Origin of the sequence: Methylobacterium sp. Leaf118 (genome assembly GCF_920984675.1) — a bacterium.
Taxonomy (GTDB): domain Bacteria; phylum Pseudomonadota; class Alphaproteobacteria; order Rhizobiales; family Beijerinckiaceae; genus Methylobacterium.
The window spans coordinates 1-21,024 of sequence record NZ_CAKLBV010000074.1; the positions used below are offsets into that span (position 1 = coordinate 1).

General features: G+C 68.7%; 20 protein-coding genes. 16 read left to right on the plus strand and 4 right to left on the minus strand.

Annotation, left to right across the window (positions count from 1 at the left end):
• Nucleotides 1–1,302 (minus strand): nitrate- and nitrite sensing domain-containing protein (locus tag LW587_RS20995; RefSeq protein ID WP_232631535.1); only part of this gene is annotated, 1,302 nt, incomplete at its 3' end.
• Between the two features lie 445 nt (nt 1,303–1,747).
• Here LW587_RS20995 and uvrA point away from each other — a divergent pair.
• The 4 genes from uvrA to trmFO all read left to right on the plus strand — a co-directional run bounded on the left by uvrA (nt 1,748) and on the right by trmFO (nt 9,134).
• The gene (gene uvrA / locus LW587_RS21000) at nt 1,748–4,858 is read left to right on the plus strand and encodes an excinuclease ABC subunit UvrA (protein ID WP_232631536.1); all 3,111 of its coding nucleotides are present in this window, start codon (nt 1,748–1,750) and stop codon (nt 4,856–4,858) included.
• A gap of 538 nt (nt 4,859–5,396) precedes the next feature.
• Nucleotides 5,397–6,374, plus strand: coding sequence for a transporter (locus tag LW587_RS21005; protein ID WP_232631537.1), 978 nt, complete (start codon nt 5,397–5,399; stop codon nt 6,372–6,374).
• 255 nt (nt 6,375–6,629) lie between these two features.
• Entirely contained in the window at nt 6,630–7,604 is a 975-nt protein-coding gene (locus LW587_RS21010) for a S1C family serine protease (RefSeq protein WP_232631538.1), read from the plus strand.
• 105 nt (nt 7,605–7,709) lie between these two features.
• Nucleotides 7,710–9,134: a methylenetetrahydrofolate--tRNA-(uracil(54)-C(5))-methyltransferase (FADH(2)-oxidizing) TrmFO gene (gene trmFO / locus LW587_RS21015; RefSeq protein ID WP_232631539.1), complete on the plus strand. Its 1,425-nt coding sequence runs from the start codon at nt 7,710–7,712 to the stop codon at nt 9,132–9,134.
• Between the two features lie 3 nt (nt 9,135–9,137).
• On the opposite strand, the gene LW587_RS21020 is transcribed toward trmFO, so the two are convergent.
• From LW587_RS21020 to LW587_RS21030, 3 genes are all read right to left on the minus strand, one after another.
• Entirely contained in the window at nt 9,138–9,380 is a 243-nt protein-coding gene (locus LW587_RS21020; protein ID WP_232631540.1) for a DUF2171 domain-containing protein, read from the minus strand.
• A gap of 104 nt (nt 9,381–9,484) precedes the next feature.
• Complete coding sequence (locus LW587_RS21025; RefSeq protein ID WP_232631541.1) at nt 9,485–9,676, minus strand: hypothetical protein; 192 nt, start codon at nt 9,674–9,676, stop codon at nt 9,485–9,487.
• A gap of 234 nt (nt 9,677–9,910) precedes the next feature.
• Complete coding sequence (locus LW587_RS21030) at nt 9,911–10,177, minus strand: hypothetical protein (protein WP_232631542.1); 267 nt, start codon at nt 10,175–10,177, stop codon at nt 9,911–9,913.
• A gap of 1,061 nt (nt 10,178–11,238) precedes the next feature.
• Here LW587_RS21030 and LW587_RS21035 point away from each other — a divergent pair.
• From LW587_RS21035 to LW587_RS21095, 12 genes are all read left to right on the plus strand, one after another.
• Nucleotides 11,239–12,498 (plus strand): tyrosine-type recombinase/integrase, encoded by a 1,260-nt coding sequence (locus LW587_RS21035; RefSeq protein ID WP_232631543.1) that lies wholly within the window; start codon nt 11,239–11,241, stop codon nt 12,496–12,498.
• The gene (locus tag LW587_RS21040) at nt 12,491–13,441 is read left to right on the plus strand and encodes a hypothetical protein (RefSeq protein WP_232631544.1); all 951 of its coding nucleotides are present in this window, start codon (nt 12,491–12,493) and stop codon (nt 13,439–13,441) included. The genes LW587_RS21035 and LW587_RS21040 overlap by 8 nt, the downstream gene beginning before the upstream one ends.
• Before the next feature lie 130 nt (nt 13,442–13,571).
• On the plus strand, nt 13,572–13,778 hold the full coding sequence (locus LW587_RS21045) for a helix-turn-helix transcriptional regulator (RefSeq protein ID WP_232631545.1): 207 nt from the start codon (nt 13,572–13,574) through the stop codon (nt 13,776–13,778).
• Between the two features lie 3 nt (nt 13,779–13,781).
• On the plus strand, nt 13,782–13,976 hold the full coding sequence (locus tag LW587_RS21050) for a hypothetical protein (RefSeq protein WP_232631546.1): 195 nt from the start codon (nt 13,782–13,784) through the stop codon (nt 13,974–13,976).
• Entirely contained in the window at nt 13,973–14,281 is a 309-nt protein-coding gene (locus LW587_RS21055; RefSeq protein WP_232631547.1) for a hypothetical protein, read from the plus strand. The genes LW587_RS21050 and LW587_RS21055 overlap by 4 nt, the downstream gene beginning before the upstream one ends.
• 17 nt (nt 14,282–14,298) lie before the next feature.
• On the plus strand, nt 14,299–16,767 hold the full coding sequence (locus LW587_RS21065; protein WP_442919179.1) for a DUF927 domain-containing protein: 2,469 nt from the start codon (nt 14,299–14,301) through the stop codon (nt 16,765–16,767).
• Nucleotides 16,757–17,194: a hypothetical protein gene (locus tag LW587_RS21070; protein WP_232631548.1), complete on the plus strand. Its 438-nt coding sequence runs from the start codon at nt 16,757–16,759 to the stop codon at nt 17,192–17,194. The genes LW587_RS21065 and LW587_RS21070 overlap by 11 nt, the downstream gene beginning before the upstream one ends.
• A gap of 16 nt (nt 17,195–17,210) precedes the next feature.
• Entirely contained in the window at nt 17,211–17,879 is a 669-nt protein-coding gene (locus tag LW587_RS21075; protein WP_232631549.1) for a DUF3102 domain-containing protein, read from the plus strand.
• Between the two features lie 438 nt (nt 17,880–18,317).
• Nucleotides 18,318–19,340, plus strand: a complete 1,023-nt coding sequence (locus LW587_RS21080; RefSeq protein WP_232631550.1) for a hypothetical protein — start codon at nt 18,318–18,320, stop codon at nt 19,338–19,340.
• 104 nt (nt 19,341–19,444) lie between these two features.
• Nucleotides 19,445–19,822, plus strand: a complete 378-nt coding sequence (locus tag LW587_RS21085; protein WP_232631551.1) for a hypothetical protein — start codon at nt 19,445–19,447, stop codon at nt 19,820–19,822.
• 261 nt (nt 19,823–20,083) lie between these two features.
• Complete coding sequence (locus LW587_RS21090; protein ID WP_232631552.1) at nt 20,084–20,590, plus strand: hypothetical protein; 507 nt, start codon at nt 20,084–20,086, stop codon at nt 20,588–20,590.
• Nucleotides 20,591–20,667: 77 nt separating this feature from the next.
• Nucleotides 20,668–20,865: a hypothetical protein gene (locus tag LW587_RS21095; protein WP_232631553.1), complete on the plus strand. Its 198-nt coding sequence runs from the start codon at nt 20,668–20,670 to the stop codon at nt 20,863–20,865.
• Nucleotides 20,866–21,024: the final 159 nt, after the last annotated feature.

Below are 21,024 nucleotides of genomic sequence, written 5' to 3' on the forward strand. Positions count from 1 at the left end.
GCCGCCGACCCGGGCCTCGAAGCCGTCGGCGACGCCCATCATCGCCGCGTGGCGGCGGGCCGCCTCCTCCCCCGCGCTCCGCTCTTGATCGGCGCGGGCGCGGGCCCGCTCGGCCACGCTGTCGCGAAATTCGCGCGCCGCCGCCGCGATGGCGCGCAGCTCCTCCGGGCCCCGCACCGGGATCTCGACCGCGGTCTCGCCCCGGCCGATGGCGGTGAGCGCCCGGGCCATCCGGCCCAAGGGGCGGGCGATGGCCGAGCCGAGGGCGAAGGCGAGGGCCACGGAGAGCGCCAGCATCGCCAGCAGGCCCGCACCCCACGACATCACCGCCCGCTCGGCTCCGGCGCGGGCCGCCCCGGCGGCCTGCGCGAGCGCCGCGCCCAGACGATCCTCGACGGCCTTGAGCCCGTCGATGCGCGCGCTCGCGAGCCGGAACCAGCCCTTGGCGTCGGCGAAGGCCGGCGCCTGGCCGGGCGGGGTGGCGAGGGCGATCCCGCGGATGCGGGCGACCTCGCGGGCCGCCTCCGTCGCGCCGGCCGCGTCGAGGGCGGCGCTGTCCTCGGCCGGGCTCGCGGTGCGGAACAGCCGCTCGGCGGCCTCCTGCTCGGCCGCGAGGCCCGCGAGCCGCCGGTAGCCGGCGAGATCGATCTGGCCCGCGGCGAAGACCGCGGAGGCCGCCGCCCGCTCCTGGCCGGCGAATTCCTTGAGGGAGAGGAAGGCAGTGTAGGCGCCGACCCGCGCCGCCACCGTCGGGTCGGCGGCGCCCTGCCCCACCTCCCGCACGAGGGTGAGCGCCTCGGCGATGGCGCCGGAATAGACCGCGAGATTGGCCGGCACGCTCGCCTCCAGCCGGTCGACGGCGCCGCGATGGGAGGCGATCCGGGCGAGCGCCGCGCGCAGGGCGGCCGCCTTGCGGGCGATGCCGTCGGACGCCTCCGCGTCCGCCGCCGCCAGGGCCGCGACCAGGACGGCCTGGGCGGCGTCGGTGGCCCCGCGCTGGGCAGCGAGTTCGGGGCCGAACTGCGCTCCCTTCGAGCCGAGGAACAGGGAGGAGGCGCCGCGCTCCCGCTGCGCCTCGTGCACGAAGGCGCCGAGCCGGGCCGAGAGGCCGACGAAGCGCTCCATCCGGGCCATCGCCCGGCCCTCGCTCCAGCGCCCGTAGACCGCCTCCCCGGCCACCCCGGCGAAGGCGAGGCAGGGGATCAACGCCACGGCGACGATGCGTCCGCGCAGCGATCCGAGCGGACCGGAGCCGAGATGTTTCGGGAGGGAGAAGGCTGTATCGGAGGAAAACGCTGACATTGGGAGCCGTCTCGACAACGAGTTACAGGCCGACAATGATGTTGCTGCGTGAACAAACGGTTGTTTCCCGAGCGATCTGCTTGCCTGTTCGAGAATGTTCTATTTTATAGGCTTATCGCTCAAAAAACGAGCAGGCAACGTCCTTGCGACCCCGTTCTGCAATCGCTCCTGTCCTGGCGTTGCGCGCGGCGCGGTCGCGGCGGGTCGCCCGCGGCGCCGATCCGGACCGGCCGCCCCCACGACCCATCGTCGCCGGATCGGCGACATCGGCGACACGGTCATCGGCGTTGCCGTCGTACCTGTTCCGTTCTAGTGGTTTCGCGCGGCCCGGAACCCATCTGCTGTCCCGAAACCTGTTCCCGCGCGGCACACCCGTCATCCGCCCGACCCGTCGGAGGCGATCCGGCGCGGTGACCTCGGCACGACCGCGAGAGAGTCTTCGCCCATGGCCACAGCCAAAGCCCGCAGAGCCGAGACCGCGGCCGGACAGGGGGCCGCCACGGAAGAGACGACCGACGCCCGCCTCGCCGCCCTGTTCGACGCGGCCCCGCCGGCCCGCGATACCCGCCTCATCACGGTGCGGGGCGCCCGCGAGCACAATCTCAAGAACATCGACCTGACGATCCCGCGGGACCGGCTCGTGGTGTTCACCGGGCTCTCCGGCTCGGGCAAGTCGTCGCTGGCCTTCGACACGATCTACGCGGAGGGCCAGCGCCGCTACGTCGAATCGCTCTCGGCCTATGCCCGCCAGTTCCTGGAGATGATGTCGAAGCCCGACGTCGATCAGATCGACGGGCTGTCGCCGGCGATCTCCATCGAGCAGAAGACCACCTCGAAGAACCCGCGCTCCACCGTCGGCACGGTCACCGAGATCTACGACTACATGCGCCTGCTCTGGGCGCGGGTCGGCATCCCCTACTCGCCCGCCACCGGCCTGCCGATCGAGAGCCAGACCATCAGCCAGATGGTCGACCGGGTGCTGGGCCTGCCGGAGAAGACCCGGCTCTACCTGCTCGCGCCCGTGGTCCGCGGCCGCAAGGGCGAGTACCGCAAGGAGATCGCCGAGTTCCAGAAGAAGGGCTTCCAGCGCCTGCGCGTCGACGGCGACTATTATCCGATCGACGACGTGCCGAAGCTCGACAAGAAGCTCAAGCACGACATCGACGTGGTGGTGGACCGCATCGTCGTGCGGGCCGACATCGCCGCGCGGCTCGCCGATTCCTTCGAGACCGCGCTGGAGCTCGCCGACGGCATCGCCGACATCGAATTCGCCGACACCCCCCCGGAGGGGCAAACTCCCAAAAGAATCACGTTCTCGTCGCGCTTCGCCTGCCCGGTCTCCGGCTTCACGATCCCCGAGATCGAGCCGCGGCTGTTCTCGTTCAACAACCCGTTCGGCGCCTGCCCGACCTGCGGCGGCATCGGCCACGAGATGCGGATCGATCCCGAACTGGTGATCTCCGATCCGGCCCTGTCGCTGAAGCGCGGGGCGGTGGCGCCCTGGGCGAAGTCCACCTCCCCCTATTACGACCAGACCCTCGATGCGCTCTCCCGCCATTTCGGCTTCAAGACCACGGTGGCGTGGTCGGCCCTGCCCGCGCAGGCCCGGGAGGTGATCCTCTACGGCACGGCGCAGGAATCCGTGCGCTTCGACTACAATGACGGCCTGCGTGCCTACGCGGTCAACAAGCCGTTCGAGGGCGTGATCCCGAACTTGGAGCGGCGCTACAAGGAGACCGAGAGCGACGCCTCGCGGGAGGAGATCGGCCGCTTCATGAGCGCCACCCCCTGCGCCGCCTGCGGCGGCAAGCGGCTCAAGCCCGAGGCGCTCGCGGTCAAGATCGCCGGCCAGGACATCGGCGAGGTCACCGCGCTCTCCGTGCGCGAGGCCCATCGCTGGTTCTCCGAGATCTCCGCGAAGCTGACCGACAAGCAGAACGAGATCGCGGTCCGCATCCTGAAGGAGATCCGCGACCGGCTGACCTTCCTGGTCGATGTCGGCCTCGAATACCTCACCCTCGCCCGCGGCTCCGGCTCGCTCTCGGGCGGCGAGAGCCAGCGCATCCGGCTGGCCTCGCAGATCGGCTCCGGGCTCACGGGGGTGCTCTACGTGCTCGATGAGCCCTCGATCGGCCTGCACCAGCGCGACAACGAGCGCCTGCTCGGCACGCTCAAGCGCCTGCGCGACCTCGGCAACTCGGTCATCGTCGTCGAGCACGACGAGGACGCGATCCTCCAGGCCGATTACGTGGTCGATGTCGGCCCGGGCGCCGGCATCCATGGCGGGGAGATCGTCGCCCAGGGCACGCCCGAGCAGCTGCTGCGGAACCCGGCCTCGCTCACGGCGAAGTACCTCACCGGCGAACTCGCGGTGCACACGCCGAAGGCCCGGCGCGATCCCGGCCGGGGCACGCTCACCGTCGTCGGCGCCCGGGGCAACAATCTGAAGAATGTGACCGCGCAGATCCCGCTCGGCACCTTCACCTGCATCAGCGGCGTCTCCGGCGGCGGCAAGTCCACGCTGGTGATCGACACGCTCTACAAGGCGGCGGCCAAGCGGCTGAACGGCGCGCTGGAGCATCCCGCGCCCTTCGACCGGATCGAGGGGCTGGAGCATCTCGACAAGGTCATCGACATCGACCAGTCGCCGATCGGGCGCACGCCGCGCTCGAACCCGGCGACCTATACCGGCGCCTTCACCCCGATCCGCGACTGGTTCGCCGGGCTGCCCGAGGCCAAGGCCCGCGGCTACCAGGCGGGGCGGTTCTCCTTCAACGTGAAGGGCGGGCGCTGCGAGGCCTGCTCGGGCGATGGCGTCATCAAGATCGAGATGCACTTCCTGCCCGACGTCTACGTCACCTGCGACGTGTGCAAGGGCAAGCGCTACGACCGCGAGACGCTCGAGGTCCGCTACCGCAACAAGTCCATCGCCGACGTGCTCGACATGACCGTCGAGGAGGCCGCCGACCTGTTCAAGGCGGTGCCCGCGATCCGCGAGAAGATGGAGACCCTGGCCCGCGTCGGCCTGCACTACGTCCGGGTCGGCCAGCAGGCGACCACGCTGTCCGGCGGCGAGGCGCAGCGGGTGAAGCTGTCCAAGGAGCTGTCGAAGCGGGCCACGGGGCGCACCCTCTACATCCTCGACGAGCCGACCACCGGCCTGCATTTCCACGACGTGGCCAAGCTCATGGAGGTGCTCCACGAGTTGGTCGATCAGGGCAACACGGTCGTGGTGATCGAGCACAACCTCGAGGTCATCAAGACCGCCGACTGGGTGATCGACATGGGCCCCGAGGGCGGCGATGGCGGCGGCACCCTGGTGGCGCAGGGCACGCCCGAGGCGATCGCGGCGAGTCCGGCGAGCCATACCGGCCGCTTCCTGCGCGCGGTGCTGGACCGCCGCCCGCCCGGGGCGGCGGCGAAGGCGGCCGGGAAGTCGGCGGCCGGGAAGAGCGCGGCTGGGAAGTCGGGGGTCGCCAAGGAGATCGCCACCAAGGCGGCGGCCAAATCCGGGCCGGGCCGGGCCGCGGGCCGGGGGCGCCAGGCCGCCGAGTAGCCGCTCGCGGATCGCCCATTCGGGAGGCAGGGCGGGTCGGCGACGACGAATCGTGCGGCTCGATCGATTCGAGGGGGAAGCCCCGCCGGGCGCCCCACCGGCGGGGCGCCGGCCGCCTTCGCGGCCGCGGGGTCCGGGATGCCTTGCGCATTCGCCCCGGCCCCGGTGCCGATCTCGCCCGGCGCCGATCCCGCGCAATCGTCTGAGCCTGCTCTTCAATTTCCGCGAAGCCGCCACCCGGGGCCGGGACCGGACCGTCCGAGGCGGCGGTAAGAATTCGTTAAGGCTCTCGTTGCTGCGCAGCAAAAATGCGGCTTTTGCGCAACGGTGGGATCCGAACTGCCGCGGTTGAAGGCAATCCCCTGTCATTCGAGAGCAGTCTGTAGAATAGTTCCCAGCGTCGAGACTTGAGGTGCGGCCGTAAGGGGGCGTCGGCACGATCCGGTAAACCCCGCTCCGAATAGAGAGCGGGACACGAGCCGGACGGTGCGGGGGCTACGGGGCGGACGCCTGAAATCCTTGGGAAGGAACGAGAAAAATGATGAAGAACTGGCTCGCCGCTGGCGCGATCGCGCTCTCGGCCGGAATGACCACCACCGCCGCTTTCGCTCAGACCACCACCATCCCCGGCGAGCAGGTCGGTCTGGCCACCGGTGCGCCGCTGCCGGAAGGTGTGTACGCGATCAACACCTTCACCTATGGCGGCCGTGACCAGGGTGCCCTCGACGTTGGCTTCAACGTTCCGCTGCTCGTGTGGTCGACCCCGTGGGTGCCGATGGGTGGCCGCCTCGAGCTCGCCGTCGCCGCGCCGACCGTGATGGCCTTCGGCAAGAACGGTGGCCCGGGCGGTATCCGCGACTTCACCGTCAACGTCGGTACCTTCGTCGGCGCCATCTGGGCGTTCGATCTCGGTGGCAACTTCGGCGTCAGCGTCCTCGGCGGTGCCTACCTGAACGAGCTCAACGGTGACCGCGGTCAGGTCGTGACCAACGCTGGCGTCCTGAGCCCCGGCGCGGCGCTTCCGCTCCTGGCCTCCAACACCTACCGCTTCGGCGTGGCGGGCAGCTACACCGGCGACGGCTGGAACGTCACCGCCAACCTGACCTACAACTTCTACGACTCCCCGGCGACCTTCAGCGGCAACAACGTCTTCGGGACCCGTGGACCGTACAACATCTCGGACGCCCTCAACCTCGACCTGACGGCGACCAAGAAGTTCGGCAAGTTCGAGATCGGCGCCATCGGTTACGGCACCGTCAACCTCGACCCGAACCTGCTCGTGCGTCCGGGCGTCCTCGGCAGCGGCACGATCGGCCGCGGCGGTCGCTTCCTCCTCGGCGGCCTCATCGGCTACGACTTCGGACCGTTCACCACGCAGTTCTACGTGGCCCGGACCGTCGCCCGTACCTCGGACGCCTTCGACTCGACCGAGGGTTGGTTCCGCATCATCGCCCCGATCTACACCCCGCCGGCCCCGGTGGCCGTCGCCCCGGCTCCGCTGGTGCGCAAGTACTGATCCCAACCGGGGGCGCCTTCGCGGCGCCCCCGTACCCGACCTGGGTGGAACCGCTCGGCCGCAAGGCCGGGCGGTTTTTCTGTCATGCGCCCGGCCCGGCCCGGCCCGATCGGACCGGACGGGCTCTGTCGCGGCGCCGATGCCGCGGGTGTCGGCGGCCGTTTCGCTGCCTATCTCTTTGGGACGACGGGTCGGCCGACGGCGCCCGGGGCAAGGCGGGACGCGTCGGGAGCGCAGGCGGGAGCGGGGGACGGCATGGGCGCGCACGGCGAATTCAGGATCCCGGCCGCCCTTCAGCCGAAGCCGGGCGACTATGCCTACGACCTGGAGCGGGCCCTGTCCTGCGTGGTCACGCTCTCGTCCCGGGTGCCCGAGGAGGCCTTCACCGCCGAGGCCCTCGGCACCGAGCGGGCGGGCAACGGCGTCGTGATCCGCGAGGACGGCCTCGTCCTGACCATCGGCTATCTCGTGATCGAGGCCGAGACCATCTGGCTCACCACGCATGACGGGCGTTTCGTGCCCGCCCATGTCGTCGGCTACGACGCGGTGACCGGGTTCGGCCTCGTCCAGGCGCTCGGCGATCTCGGCCTGCCCGCCCTGCCCCTCGGTCGGTCGGACGCGCTCAAGGTCGGGGACCGGGCGGTGGTGGCGGGCGCGGGCGGGCGCGGGCACAGCCTCGCGGTCGAGCTGGTCGCCCGCCAGGAATTCGCCGGCTACTGGGAATACGTCCTCGACGAGGCCCTGTTCACCGCCCCCGCCCATCCGCATTGGGGCGGCACCGCCCTGATCGGGCCGGAGGGCGAGCTCTGCGGCATCGGCTCGCTCCAGCTCCAGCAGGGCGGGGCGGCCGGGGGGCGGGCGATCAACATGGTCGTGCCGATCGAGCTGCTGCCGCCGATCCTGGCCGATCTCGAGGCGAGCGGCCGGGCGGCGCGCCCGCCCCGCCCCTGGCTCGGCCTCTACGCCACCGAGACCGAGGACGGCGTCGTCGTGATGGGCCTGACCGACAACGGGCCGGCCGAGGCCGCCGACCTGCGCCCCGGCGACGTGCTGGCCGAGGTGGCGGGCGAGCCGGTGGCGGATCTGGCGGGCTTCTTCCGGCAGATCTGGGCGCTGGGGGAGGCGGGGGTGCGGGTGCCGCTCACGGTCAACCGCGACGGACGCACCCTGCGGCTGTCGCTGACCTCGGTCGACCGCGAGCAGTTTCTGGTGGGGCCGAAGCTGCACTGAGCCCGCGCCGACGGTTCCGGCGGCGCAACGACGATCGCGGCGAGACGGGGGGCCGCGGGGCTCGGACGCATTGATCGAATCCGCGGGCGGGCCTATCCCGACGCGATGACGGATCCGATCCACATCGTCGGCGGCGGGCTCGCCGGCTCCGAGGCCGCGTGGCAGCTCGCCCAGGGCGGCGCGCGCGTCGTGCTCCACGAGATGCGACCCCATCGCCGCACCGAGGCGCATCAGGGGGAGGGGCTCGCCGAGCTCGTCTGCTCGAACTCCTTCCGCTCGGACGACGCGAATGCCAACGCGGTCGGGCTGCTGCATCAGGAGATGCGCGCCCTCGACTCGCTGATCATGCGGGCGGCCGACACCCACCAAGTGCCCGCGGGCGGGGCGCTCGCCGTCGATCGCGAGGGGTTCTCGGCGGCGGTGACCGCGGCGCTGGAGGACCACCCGAACGTGAGGATCGTCCGCGAGGAGGTCGCGGGGCTTCCGCCCGAGGAATGGGGCCCGACCATCCTGGCGACCGGCCCCCTCACCGCCCCGGCGCTCGCCGAGGCCGTGGCCGCGCTGACCGGCAAGGAATCCCTCGCCTTCTTCGACGCCATCGCTCCGATCGTCCACCGCGACTCGATCGATATGGGCAAGGCGTGGTTCCAGTCCCGCTACGACAAGGCGGGACCGGGCGGGACCGGCGCCGATTACCTCAACTGCCCGATGGACCGGGCCCAGTACGAGGCCTTCGTCGCCGCCCTCGTCGCGGGGGAGAAGACCTCGTTCAAGGAATGGGAGGCCTCGACCCCCTATTTCGACGGCTGCCTGCCGATCGAGGTGATGGCCGAACGCGGACCCGAGACCCTGCGGCACGGCCCGATGAAGCCGGTGGGGCTGACCAACCCGCACGACCCGACCGTGAAGGCCTATGCCATCGTCCAGCTGCGCCAGGACAACGCCCTCGGCACCCTGTTCAACATGGTGGGCTTCCAGACCAAGCTCCGCCACGCCGAGCAGATCCGCATCTTCCGCACCATTCCGGGGTTGGAGAACGCCGAGTTCGCCCGTCTCGGGGGCCTACACCGCAACACCTACCTCGATTCCCCGCGCCTGCTCGACGCCACCCTGCGGCTGAAGGCGCGGCCGTCCCTTCGCTTCGCCGGGCAGATCACCGGCTGCGAGGGCTATGTCGAGAGCGCCGCGGTCGGGCTGATGGCGGGCCGCTACGCCCTGGCCGAGGCCGAGGGGCGAAGTCTCGCCCCCCTCCCCCCGACGACGGCGCTCGGCGCGCTCATCGCCCACATCACCGGCGGCCATGTCGGGGCCGAACCGGAGGCCGAGGCCAACGCCCCGCGCTCGTTCCAGCCGATGAACGTGAATTTCGGGCTCTTCCCGCCGCTGGCGCAAATGCCGCGCAACGAGACGGGGAAGCGCCTGCGCGGTCCCGAGAAGGCGGCCCTCAAGAAGCGGGCGCTCACCGACCGAGCCCGCAGCGACCTTGCCCTCTGGCTCGCGGACGGGAGCGCCCGCGCCGCGGCCGAGTAGCCGTCAGGCGGCGCCGGAGGTGCTCCAACTCCGCTTGGTCTCCTCGGCGGTCGTGTTGAGGTGGACCTGATCGCCCTCGACGGCGCGCACGAAGTCGAGGGGAATGTAGTGGTGCAGGCCGCCGGCTTCGGCGTCCTGCTTCGTGAGCTTGATCTCGCCCTTGTCGACGTGATCGACGGTGCCGACAGAGGCCCCGTCGGAGCCGATGACGGGCGCGTGTTCGCGGATCTGGCTGGCGTCGACCATGGTGTTCTCCCGGTTGGACAGGGCGAACCCGCCGCCGTCCGGCGATGTTCCGAAGCGCCGGCCGGGCCCATCCGGGCTTGGCACGCCGCCCCGCGAGGCGCGGTTTAGCCGGGCTTGTCCGCGTCGCCGGGCGTCTCGGGCTTGGGATCCTTCGACGGGTCGGGGTTGTCCTCGGGGCGCAGCGTCGCCCCGGGCGTCCCCTTGCCTGGATCGCCCGTCTGCTCGTCGATATTGCCGAGCGCGCCGCCTTCCTGGGTCTTGCTGTCCCGTGTTCCCGGCTTTTCAGGTTTCCTCACGGCACCCTCCTGTCAATGAAATGTGAAAGATAGTGCATGATCGGGGGCTTTCGAGCCCGATCGAGCGTATTCGATGAGCGATCGTGCCGAATCGACCGACGGCCAATCGTAAGTCTGGGCTGCGCTCCACCCGTGCCGGCTCCGCCCGAGCGGCCGGCCCGGGGAGGGAGCACGCGCCAAGAGCCCGTCCCGACGGCGGATCGGGAGGCTCCCGGTGCGATCTCGGGGCGAACCTCAGCGCGCCGCGGGGGCCGTCGTGCTGCCGGTGCTGTTGGTGCTCTTCGGATGACCGATGGCGCCCGTCGTGTCCTGGGTCGGGTTGCCGGCCGGGGCAGGGCCGGTGCTCCGCTCCGGGCCCGCCTCGGCGGTGTTGCCCGGCATGGGGCCCGGAGCCGTCCGGCCGCGCTCGGGGCTGCCGGGGGCGGTCGCGCCCTGGGCCAAGGCCCCTCCCCCGAGGCCGAGGGCGAGCGCGGTGGCGAGCGTCAATGTCGTGGTGCGCATGGTGCGTGGCGTCCCTGTCGGTGGTGTCGTGCCTCCGACAAGTCGCGGGAGCGGACCATCGTTCGCCGCCGCCGTCTCGGCCCCTGCCCCGCCGACGGGGCCATTTGGTCCCGTCGCCCAGGTAGCCTCTCTCGCGACCGGAGGCGCCGCCACAGCGGTCCCGCGCCGATGACAGCACCGGCGGCGAGGCGCCCCGCCCCGTCGATCCCCGCGACCCTCACCCGATCTCTGCCCCGTTCCTGTCCGCCCCCTTCGTGACCGCCTCGGCCGAGCATCCCCTCGTCCCCCTGACGCCTCGGTCCGTGCGGCGGTGGCGCGGGGCCGTTTCGCGCCCGTATGGGGCCGATGGGGATCGGCCTGGACCCGGCTGCCGAGAGTTCCGCCCGGTCCCTGACCCGACCGAGCCTCGTCCGAGCAGGCATCAAGCGGCCAACGCAAGCGGCCAACGCAAGCGGCCAACGACTGCATCTCTGTCCCTCGGTCGGTGTCGGTTGAGGGTCATGGCGCGAGAGAGGGATCACCGACGCGTTCACAGCGTCGCGCAGCGCCATGCCTCGCGCCATCGCGCCTCCGTCACAGCGGCGGTGTCCGAACGCGTCCCACGGGCTCCAGGCGGAGCTCAGGCCAGGCTCACGCTGCGCGAGCCACCGGGACGATCCCCGTTCGGCCAGGGCACTCCCATGGCCGCCAAGACCTCCGCCGAGGCGAAGCCAGCGATAGTGCCGTTTGGGCTTAGGACCGAGAAACGGAGGGACTGCACACCGGCTCGCAGCGGCAGCGCCTGCCAACGCAAGCCAAGCTCCGTCCGGCCAGAGCGGCGCGCTCAATCGCGTCAAGATGTAGTGAATGGCGCGCCCGAAAGGATTCGAACCTCTGACCCCCAGATTCGTAGTCTGGTAGAGCGGGATAACAGTCCCGAACACAAAGGGGTAGGTATCGGGCTGCAAGGCGCTGTCATCACTTGGCTTTTGTGCCAGGCACGGCCACAATGGCTAACAGTTGGGAACGCTCCTTAACGGGCGTTTTGTGATACCCCGCTGTTACCCGGAGGGCGAGGTCTGGTGGTCGCAAAGGTCCTGACCATGCAGAGCGTTGAACGCCTCAAACCCCTGGCCGCGCGCCGCGTCGAGATCCCCGACGCGGCCTTGCCGGGCTTCTACCTCGTGATTCAGCCGAGTGGGGCGAAGTCGTGGGCGGTGCGCTACCGCTTCGGCGGCAAGACCCGAAAGCTCACGATCGGCCCCTACCCTCTCTTCGACCTGTCGGCAGCCCGCACTGCGGCGCGCGAGGCGTTGCAGATGGCGGCGCGCGGTCAGGACCCGATCCTTGAGAGGCGGGCCAGCGTCGAGGCCGCACTCGCCGCGGAGCGGGACACGGTCCAAGCCGTGGCCGAGCAATATGTCGAGCGGCAGCTCAAGCCGAACGCTAAACCCCGCTACGCCGTCGAGGCCGAAGCGCTGCTGCGCAATCACGTCGTTGCTCGCTGGGGCGACCGGCGCATCGGGGAGATCACCCGCCGCGATGCCATAGCCTTGATGGACGGCCTCACTGATGCCGGTATGGGGGTCGGCGCCAACCGCGTGTTCGCGGCGGCTCGGGCGCTGTTCAACTGGGCCCTGTCCCGCGAGATCATCGAGACCATGCCGTTCCTGCGGCTCAAGCCGCCGATCGCCGAGATCACGCGGGATCGCGTTTTGACGGATGCCGAGCTGCGCCTCGTGTGGCTCGCGGCCGAGCGCGTCGGCTATCCGTTCGGGACGATGGTGCAACTGCTGCTTCTGACCGCCCAACGCCGTGACGAGGTCGCCCGCATGACCTGGGCGGAATTGGACGACGATGGCTTGTGGCTGATCCCAGCGGCACGGACGAAGAACAGCCGCGAGCATTTGGTGCCCCTCCCCTCGCCTGTCCGCGCCATTCTGGACGCGGCGCCGCGGATCACCGGTCGATCCGGCTTCGTGCTGACGACCGACGGTGAGACCGCCTCGTCCAACTTCGCGAAGAACAAGACGAAGCTCGACAACGCCATGCTGGCTCTCGCCCGTGAGGCGGCCGCTGAAGCCGGAGCCGATCCCAGCAAGGTGGAGCTACAGCCCTGGCGCCTTCACGATCTCCGTCGCACGGCCACGACCGGAATGGCCCGCCTCGGCTTCCCCGTTCACGTGACTGAGGCGGTGCTGAACCACCGCTCCGGCACGATCAGCGGCGTGGCGGCCATCTATAATCGTTACGCCTACTTGGATGAGAAGCGTACGGCGCTGGAGGCTTGGTCGGTGCGTGTCATAACAATCATCGGCGAAGGTGTCGCTCATCATGGATGAGAGCAAGAGGCAGCAACAGATAAATGAGCTGTGGGATGCCTATGTCCTGAGTATCCCGAATATGGATGTTCTCAGCCGCGCTAAGGACCGAGCGATACAATCTATAGAAATGCTTCGAGCCCTGAAATTGGATTACGAAGACGCGATCGAGGCAGCTCCTGTCAGTGAACATGTTGAGACAGATGATTGGACAGAAGTAGATGCAGCTGAAGCGGAGGGTTTCACGTCGGCGGCTCATATAGCAAGGCATGCTCGAGTCGTCTGGCAATTGATGTCTCTCGAGTTTTCGGAAATGCTTCTAAATCCATTGGGATTAGATATCGACTTGATGGACCCAGATCAATGGAAAGGCGGGGAGCGGGAGGCATTGCAAGCATTGCTCCAATTGAGTGAGTTGCCAATACCTCACACGAGCCGAGCATCTTTCGATCCGCTGCCGTGCGTGGTGCCGAGATGGCTGTTCAACAAGCTCAAAAACGCCTTGGCTGCACTTGATGAAGGTGAGGTCCAGGCGATTATAGCGCCTGCCCGTGCCGGCAGACATGATGATGCATGGACCTGGGATCAAATGCGATCTGGCGTCTTGGAACATATGTACTTTCTGTTTGGGCAAGACAAACCGATTAGCCGTGCTCGTCAAATTGTTGCCGAAGCTACAGGAATTTCAGTGGAAACAATTCGAGCGTGGGAAAAAATGCCCAAACTCACGGCTGATTGTCAGTTAGCTGTAGATGCGGGTGAACTAAAGGCCGCTATCGATATCGATCCAAATCACAAAAATACTTCTGGCAAGCTAATGGATCATAGAGTGCTGGCGCGTCTGCAAGTTTTCGAGGATCGACCCTTGTCGATATTCGGCCGGCAGTATCGCGAACAATTCGGTCACAGACACAATCAGAGCCCAAGTGGTGGCAATGGGGATCAGTTGCCACCACTCGACTGAGGTCGATTGGTGTTGATTGACCCCTGAATGCGGGTGTCAATCGAAACGTATCAGCAGCATAGATTTTCAAAATAGCCCGAAGCATTTTGCTTCTGGGCGCGAGCTTTCGCGCGTGTTTGGAGGTGTGAAGGTGAGCAATCGGCAGAAGCTCTACTGCACCGCGACGCAGGTCCGTCGCCGCTACGGCGGTATCTCGGAGATGGGTCTGTGGCGGTGGATCAACGACGGCAAAACGGGCTTCCCGAAGCCCGACCTGGTCGTCAACGGACGTCGGTTGTGGAGCGAGGACAGTCTCGACGCCTTCGATGCCCGGATCTCGATCGAGGAGGCTGCTTGAGCCATGAAGAAACCCGCTCGAAGCGGGGCTCCGGCGGGCTCTTCGAATTTGTCACTTGGCGGCGACAAGTCCGAAGATACCACCCGGCCCCAGATTTTCAATCATCTCCGTCGTCGCTTTGGTCTCGCGCCCGCGACGGCTGCGGTGATCGCCGAGCTGGCGTACCCGAGCATCGATACCTGGCGGGGGCGCGCGTGAGCGCCCTCGACTTCTCTCGCATCAGCGCTGCGGCGCTCGCCGATGCCGAGGCGATCTGCCGTCGGCTCATCCCCGGCGGCCGGGTCCGAGCTGGCGAGTACGTCGCCTGCAACCCCAACCGGGCGGATCGCCGGCCTGGCTCCTTCAAGGTCAACCTGCGCACCGGCCGGTGGGCCGACTTCGCGACCGGTGAGGCCGGCGGTGACCTGATCGCCCTCACGGCGTGGCGCTTCGGCGTCCGCCAATCCGATGCCGCGCGGCAACTCGCGGCTCACCTTGGCATCGACACGGAGGCGCGCCGCTGATGGACCGCCTGGACGAGATGCGCCGCGCCTTCGACGCCGCGCCTGACCCGCACGATCTGCACATCGATGGCGGCACCCGCGAGGACAACGAGTCCGAAGCGCACTGCCTGATGCCGGTGCCGGACGATCTCCCGGCCCCGAACTTCCGCCATCCGGCCTTCGGCATGCCAAGCCGGACTTGGGTCTACCACGATGGGGCCGGGCACGTGCTCGGTCATATCACCCGGTACGATCCGCAGGAGGGACGCAAGGAATTCCTGCCGCTGACCGTATGGGAGGAGAACGGCAAGGCACGCTGGCGCTGGAAGTCCTGGCCGCGCCCTCGTCCGCTCTACGGACTCGATCGTCTCGCCGATCGGCCCGACGCCTCGGTCATCGTGGCCGAGGGCGAGAAGGCAGCCGACGCCGCGCAGCGGGTGTTCCCCAAAAGCGTTGTCATCACCAGCCCCGGCGGATCGAAGGCGGCCAAGGCGGCAGACTGGACGCCGCTGAAGGGGCGGCCGGTGATGATCTGGCCGGACGCAGACGCGCCCGGTCTCACCTACGCGGCCGATGTTCAGCGGGAGTTAGCCGCGATCGGCGCCGGCACCGTGACGATCATCGACGCCATGGCGGTGGCCGCCGCGCGCCCGTCAGGCGAGACTCGCGCGCCGCCGGAGGGATGGGACGCCGCCGACGGTCTCGACGAGGACGGATGGCGGCCCGATGATCTAGCGGCCCTGGTTCTTCAGCATGTCGAGCGTACCGAGCCGGCGCCCAGCTACGTCTCGTTCGGCAAGTTCAGCATGAACAGTGACGGGCTCGTCGCGGAGGTGACGAAGGGTCGGGGCGAGAACGCGACCGTCGAAGACGTGTGGATCTCGGCGCCGTTCGAGGTGATCGGCCGGGCCCGCGATCCGCACGGCTTTGGCTGGGCACGGTGGTTGCGCTGGCGCGACCCGGACGGGCGCCGTCACGAGCATGCCGTCGCTGATGCCGCGCTTCACGGTGACATGGGCGTACTGGCCGCCGATCTGGCGTCCCGCGGACTTGTGGTCTCCCGCGCCACCAGAGGCATGCTGTTCGACTACCTCAACCGAGTGCGGGTGAAGGCGCGCGTCACGACCGTGAACCGCACGGGCTGGCACTTGATCGGCGAGCGCCGCGTCTTCGTCCTGCCAGATGCGGTCATCGGCCAGCCCGAGGCCGAGACGGTGGTCCTGACCGGCGCGACCGCGGCACCTTATGCCCGACGCGGCACGTTGCAGGATTGGCGCGAGGGCGTCGGTCACCTGTCCGCTGGGCATGGGCGGCTCGTGCTGGCCGTGGCGACTGCCTTCGCCGGCCCGCTTGTCGATCTGGTCGGCGGTGAGGGTGGCGGGGTGAACCTCTACGGCCAGTCCAGCCGGGGCAAGACCACGGCACTGAAGGCGGCGGCCAGCGTCTGGGGCCGGGGTGCCTCGGATCCTGGCTTCGTCCGGTCCTGGCGCGCCACCGCCAACGCGCAGGAGGCGACCGCTGCGATCGTCACCGATACCCTGCTCTGCCTCGACGAGATCGGCGTCGCCGAGGGACGCGATGCGGCCGCCGCCGTCTATCAACTCGCTTCCGGTGTCGGCAAAGGCCGCTCCGCACGCGACGGCTCGATCCGGGCGCCGATGACGTGGCGGGTGCTTACTCTCTCGACCGGCGAGCTGCCGATGGCCGCGAAGATCGCCGAGGACAGGCAGCGCCGTGCCTATGCCGGTCAGGCCGTGCGGCTGCTCGACGTGCCGGCCGATGCGGGCCGCGGCTTCGGCGTGTTTGACGGTCCGGGCCCGAACGGTGATCCAGCATTGCTTGCCGAGGCGCTTCAGAAGTCGGCGCAGACGGCCTACGGCGAGGCCGGTCCTGCCTTCGTTCGTGCCCTGATGGATCTGGGGCAGGAGGAGGCACGGACCCTCGTCGTCAGTCTGGTCGAGGATTTCGTCGCCGAACACGCGCCCGCCGATGCCGACGGCCAGATCCGCCGAGCGGCCGCTCGGCTCGGCATGATCGCGGCGGCAGGCGAACTCGCCCGGTCCTTCAACATCGTGCCATGGGAAGAGAGTGAGGCCGAAGCCGCGGCAGCCCGTGCCCTGACAGACTGGATCGGCTCGCGTGGCGGCACCGAGCCGGCGGAGGTCCGCGAGGCGATCGGGCAGGTCCGGCGGTTCTTCGAGGCGCACGGTGAGGCCCGCTTCGAACCGACGGACGAGACGGACGCCAGGCCAGTCCCGAACCGCGCCGGCTGGCGCCGTGGGCATGCTGACGGCCGTGTTTGGCTCGTCCTACCCGAGATGTGGAAGACGGAGGTCTGCTCCGGCCTCGATCCCGTCGCGACGGCTCGCATTCTGGCCGAGCGGGGCATGCTCCGGCGCGATCCGAACGGCAAGATGCAGCGCTCCGAGCGGACGCCCGGCGGCTCGACGCTGCGGGTCTACACTGTCACGGCCAGCGTCCTCGACGGAGGTCCGGATGCACCCTGATCTCCGCCTCCGGCTTCGCGAAATCACCAAGTCCCTCTCTACCGCGAAAATGGGTGTGACAGGTGTGACAGGTGTGACAGGTGTGACAGGTGTGACAGCCAGGGGCGGCAACACCCCGTCACACCTGCGCGTCACACCTTATGGGCGAGAAAAAGATCAACAAAATCAACGCGTCACACCTGTCGCACCTCGTCACACCCTCAAAAAGACGGGTGGAGAAAAGCGTCACACCTCGCCGGGTGTGACGGGCGGGGTGACAGCAGGTGTGACAGCCGCTGGCGTCGATCCGGACGACTGGCTCGCCCACTACGAAGAGCGCGCCGCGATCCGGGAGTTCGAAGGCGGGTACGATCGCGACGAGGCCGAGCGCTTGGCGCTTGAGGAGACGATCATGACGCTCGGGCCGAGGCCCGGCTCGACTCACTAGCAACGGAGGATCGACGATGATGGGATCGAATATTGCGGGTGCGATCAACGCCGCCCACGCTGGAGTCGAGGCAGCCAAGCGCGAGGGGGCTCGCTACGCGGTCGAGTGCGGGCGTCTCCTGATGCAGGTCAAGGAAACCGTGCCGCACGGTGGCTGGGACGCGTGGCTCCGGCTCAACACCACCGTGTCGCCTCGGACGGCGCAGCTCTACATGCGGATCGCCCGACACGTCGCGGACGACCCGGCAAAAGCGCAACGCGTTGCGGATTTGAGTGTTCGGGAAGCCGCGGTCGAGGCTGCCGGCGAGAGGCGCGGCGCCGTCGTGCGCAAGCCGCTGTCGCCTGAAGGCGAGGCTCAGCTCGCTGAGATGATGAAGCTTTGGGATGAGGCCAGGGGTAAGCCGCAATGGAAGGAAGGCTTTGCCCGCGAGCTGTTTCGTCGCGGCGATGTCACTCGCGAGGAGCGGGATCGCATGATCCGCAATGTGTGGGCTCTGCATCACGCCGACCTGACGAAGGCCGAGCGACAGGCGGCAGGAAAGCGTGCTGCGGAGCTACTCGCTGAGAAGATCCCTCACGACAAGCTACGTGCTCTGCTGCCAAAGCTCCGCCAAGTCTCTGCTATCGATCTCGCCATTGCGATAGGAGATGTGCGCGAGGCCAATGACGGGGGCGGTCGCCGCTGAGGTTATCCCCCTCTCCAATGCTGCGACAGAACATCTCAGCCAGAGCGGGATAAAGCACAACATCGCATAACTACACATAACAACATGCAGCAGGAAGTGGCGGCGGCTCGGGGCTGATGTCGGACAATCTGCTTGCATTGTGCGAATATTGCGGTCCACATGATGGGACATCGTTTGCACACAAGGTGCGCCCTGGATGTCCGCCGATCGTGTCATCTTCTCCGAGCCCGTTCGCTTCAAGGCTGAGCCCGGCCTGAATAGCGCCGTAGCTCGCGCCGCGCGCCAGTCTCGCACTTCATCGGCCGAATGGATGCGCCGTGCCCTCCGCGAGCGTCTGGCTGCCGATGGGATCTCTCTCCCGGATCTTGACGCGCCGAACCTCTATCATGTGGCCGCCCCGGCGAGCCGCACCGTGATCTCATGCTGATCGGAGCTGCCATGCCCAAGGCCAAGCCCCCCACCGTCACCGATCCCGCAGCCGAGCTGTCCGGCCTCACCGCCTCGCAGGCCAGCCTTCGCGACCGTCAAGCCAGCCTCGCCGCCGAGACCGAGATCGCGGTCGCCCGCCGCCGTGAGCTGCTGATCTCCGGCACCGACCCCGCGGCCCTGGCCGACGCCGAGCGGACCTGTCGGGATCTGGAGGGCACCACCCTCGCCATCACCGACGCGCTCGCCGAGATCGAGCGGCGCATCACCGACTGTCGCGCCCGGATCGCCGTGGCCAACGAGAAGGCGGAGCGGGAGGCGACGGCCGCCGGCCTGGAGCGCGACGCCGGCGCCATCGTCGCCGCAACCAAGCCGGTCGCCGAAGCGGTGGCTGCGCTGGTCAAGGCGCACAAGGGCCTCGCCTCCGCCATCTCCGGCCGAGCGGCCGCGATCCATGACCCGCGGCTCGACAGTGCCCCGTCCGCCATCGCGAGCAGCTTCATGCTGGGCGAGCTGCTGACCGCGCTGCCGAGCCTCGACCTCGTGGACGGATCGTCCCCGATCTTCCCGGGACATCCGCCCGAGCGGATCCAGGCCGGTCACGCCGCGGCGCGGGCCGAGACCCTGGCACTTCAACTTCGCGAGAAGGCCGCGGCCGTGCAGGTCGGCGAGGCCTCGGTGAAGCTGCCCGCCTTCGAGACGGTGGTGCCGATCGTTCAGGCGCCTCGCGACGAGGTGTGGGTCTACGTCTCCACGCCCTGCTTCTACCGGCTCGGCGAGACGAAGGTGATGGTCACGCCCAGCTACCTCTCGCTCCCGGTGCCGGTCGCTCTGCGCGCCATCGAGTTCGAGTGCGCTTCCCGTGAGCCGGACGACGCATGGCGCCGCTCCCAGCGCGACGCAGGTTGGGCCTCGATCACCTCTCACAGCTACTCGTGGGACGAATGCGTCGATCTCGATCTGGATCTGGACGCGCACCGCGCCGCCGAGAGTGCCCGCCTCACCGCGGAGGCTCGAACCGCCGCCGCTGCCTGATCACCCATGCCGGGCCTCTCCTCCCGGCGAGGCACCCGCGGTCATGTCGCTCGGCACGTCCAGGCCGCGGGTGCCACCCTTCCATTCAAAGACGAGGCAAGCCCATGACGATCCGCACGGAACAAGAGTACGACGAGGCTCAGCGGCGCCTGGATAGCCAGATGCTCATCGTCCGCAGCCGGTCCCTGACCGATGGTGAGAAGCAAGATTTCGAAGCACTCGTTCGGGACATCGAGACCTATCAGAACCGCCACCCGAACATCGGGCGCAGGCCTTCAGAGCCGTCGGGCTCGAGCCCCGGCACTGCCTCGGACAGCGTCTCGCTCTCCATCGAAAGCATGCGGCGGGTACTCGCACAAGCCGGCCTCGAGCCTGTTGCCCATTCCGCCCCCTCGTCCACCAGCTCTACGGGTAACGTCGCCCTGTCGATTGCCTCGATGGAGCGAGAGATCCGGCGAGCCGGCATGAGGCGAACGGCGTAGGGGCAACCGACCAGTAAAGGGGAGGCACTCGGTGCCCAACCTGCTGGGGACCCTGGGAACGGTCAAACCTATACGGGTGGGCGGGGCCCCAGGCCTTTCTAGCGCCAGGCTTCCAAACTGATGCAACAGAGCCCTTCTGACCCCCTCATCACCATCTCGGCCGCGGCTGAGCGGCTGGGCATCAACCGCAGCACGCTCTCGCGCCAGTGCAAGGCCGGGCAGGTTCGGGCCTACGGGCAAAAGGTGAGGTTTTCCGAGGTGTTGGCGGATCGCGCCGCCAACATCGATCTGACCCGCTCCGGCAGGCGGGAGGGGCTGACTGAGGCCGAGGACACGGCTCGTGCATCACGCCGTGTATCACCGGCTGATGCAACACCCGATGCAACAGGCGCCCCTCGTGAGGAAGACCAGGCGGAGGGCGGCGCCACGGAGGCGTTCGTGCTGGTCGACGGGCAGGCGATGCCTCTCGGCAAGGCCCGGGCGCTCAAGGAGACCTACCTCGCCCGCCTCCGACAGCTTGAGTTCGAGCTGAAGTCCGGCGCGCTCGTGGACCGCGCCGCAGCCGAAGCCGCCTTCTTCGAGGAAGGCCGGGCGATGCGGGATGCCTGGATCGCGTGGCCGGCGCGCATCGCGATCGAGGCCGCCGACGAGGTCGCCGTCGATGCCGCGACGGGCAAGGTCGATGCCCGCTCTCTGGTCACAGTCCTGACTAACCGCGTCCACCAGCACCTCGCCGAGATGGGCGAGCCCGAAACCCCATTCCGGTGAGGAAGCCAGCACGATCAAGCACACCTCCGCCGGCACCGAAAGTCTCCGGCTCAGTCTCACACGCGGAGGCTCAAATCGTGCTCCTCTCGATGATGGCCGCCGTGCTCCACGTGGCGGCGACCGGGTCGATCGATGGCGAGGTGCCGCGACGCAGCCGGATCGCGCTCGGGCTGTGCGTGGGGGGGGCGGTGCTGGTTGTCGGCGCAGTGGTGGCAACCCGGCCGGACATCGGCCCGACTATCGAGCGGGCCCGGCCCTGGATAGGGGATTGGTAGCGGACAGGCGCGATGCTCGGCGCACCTCCGCCGGCATGAACCAGGGCTGATCCCGCAGTGCTTGCCCTGGCGGACGCCTCCGCTAGGGTCAAAACCGCATCAAGGTGTTGCGTGGGCTGTAGTTTTATGATTCGAGGCCGCCGTTTGCAGCGCGGAGGC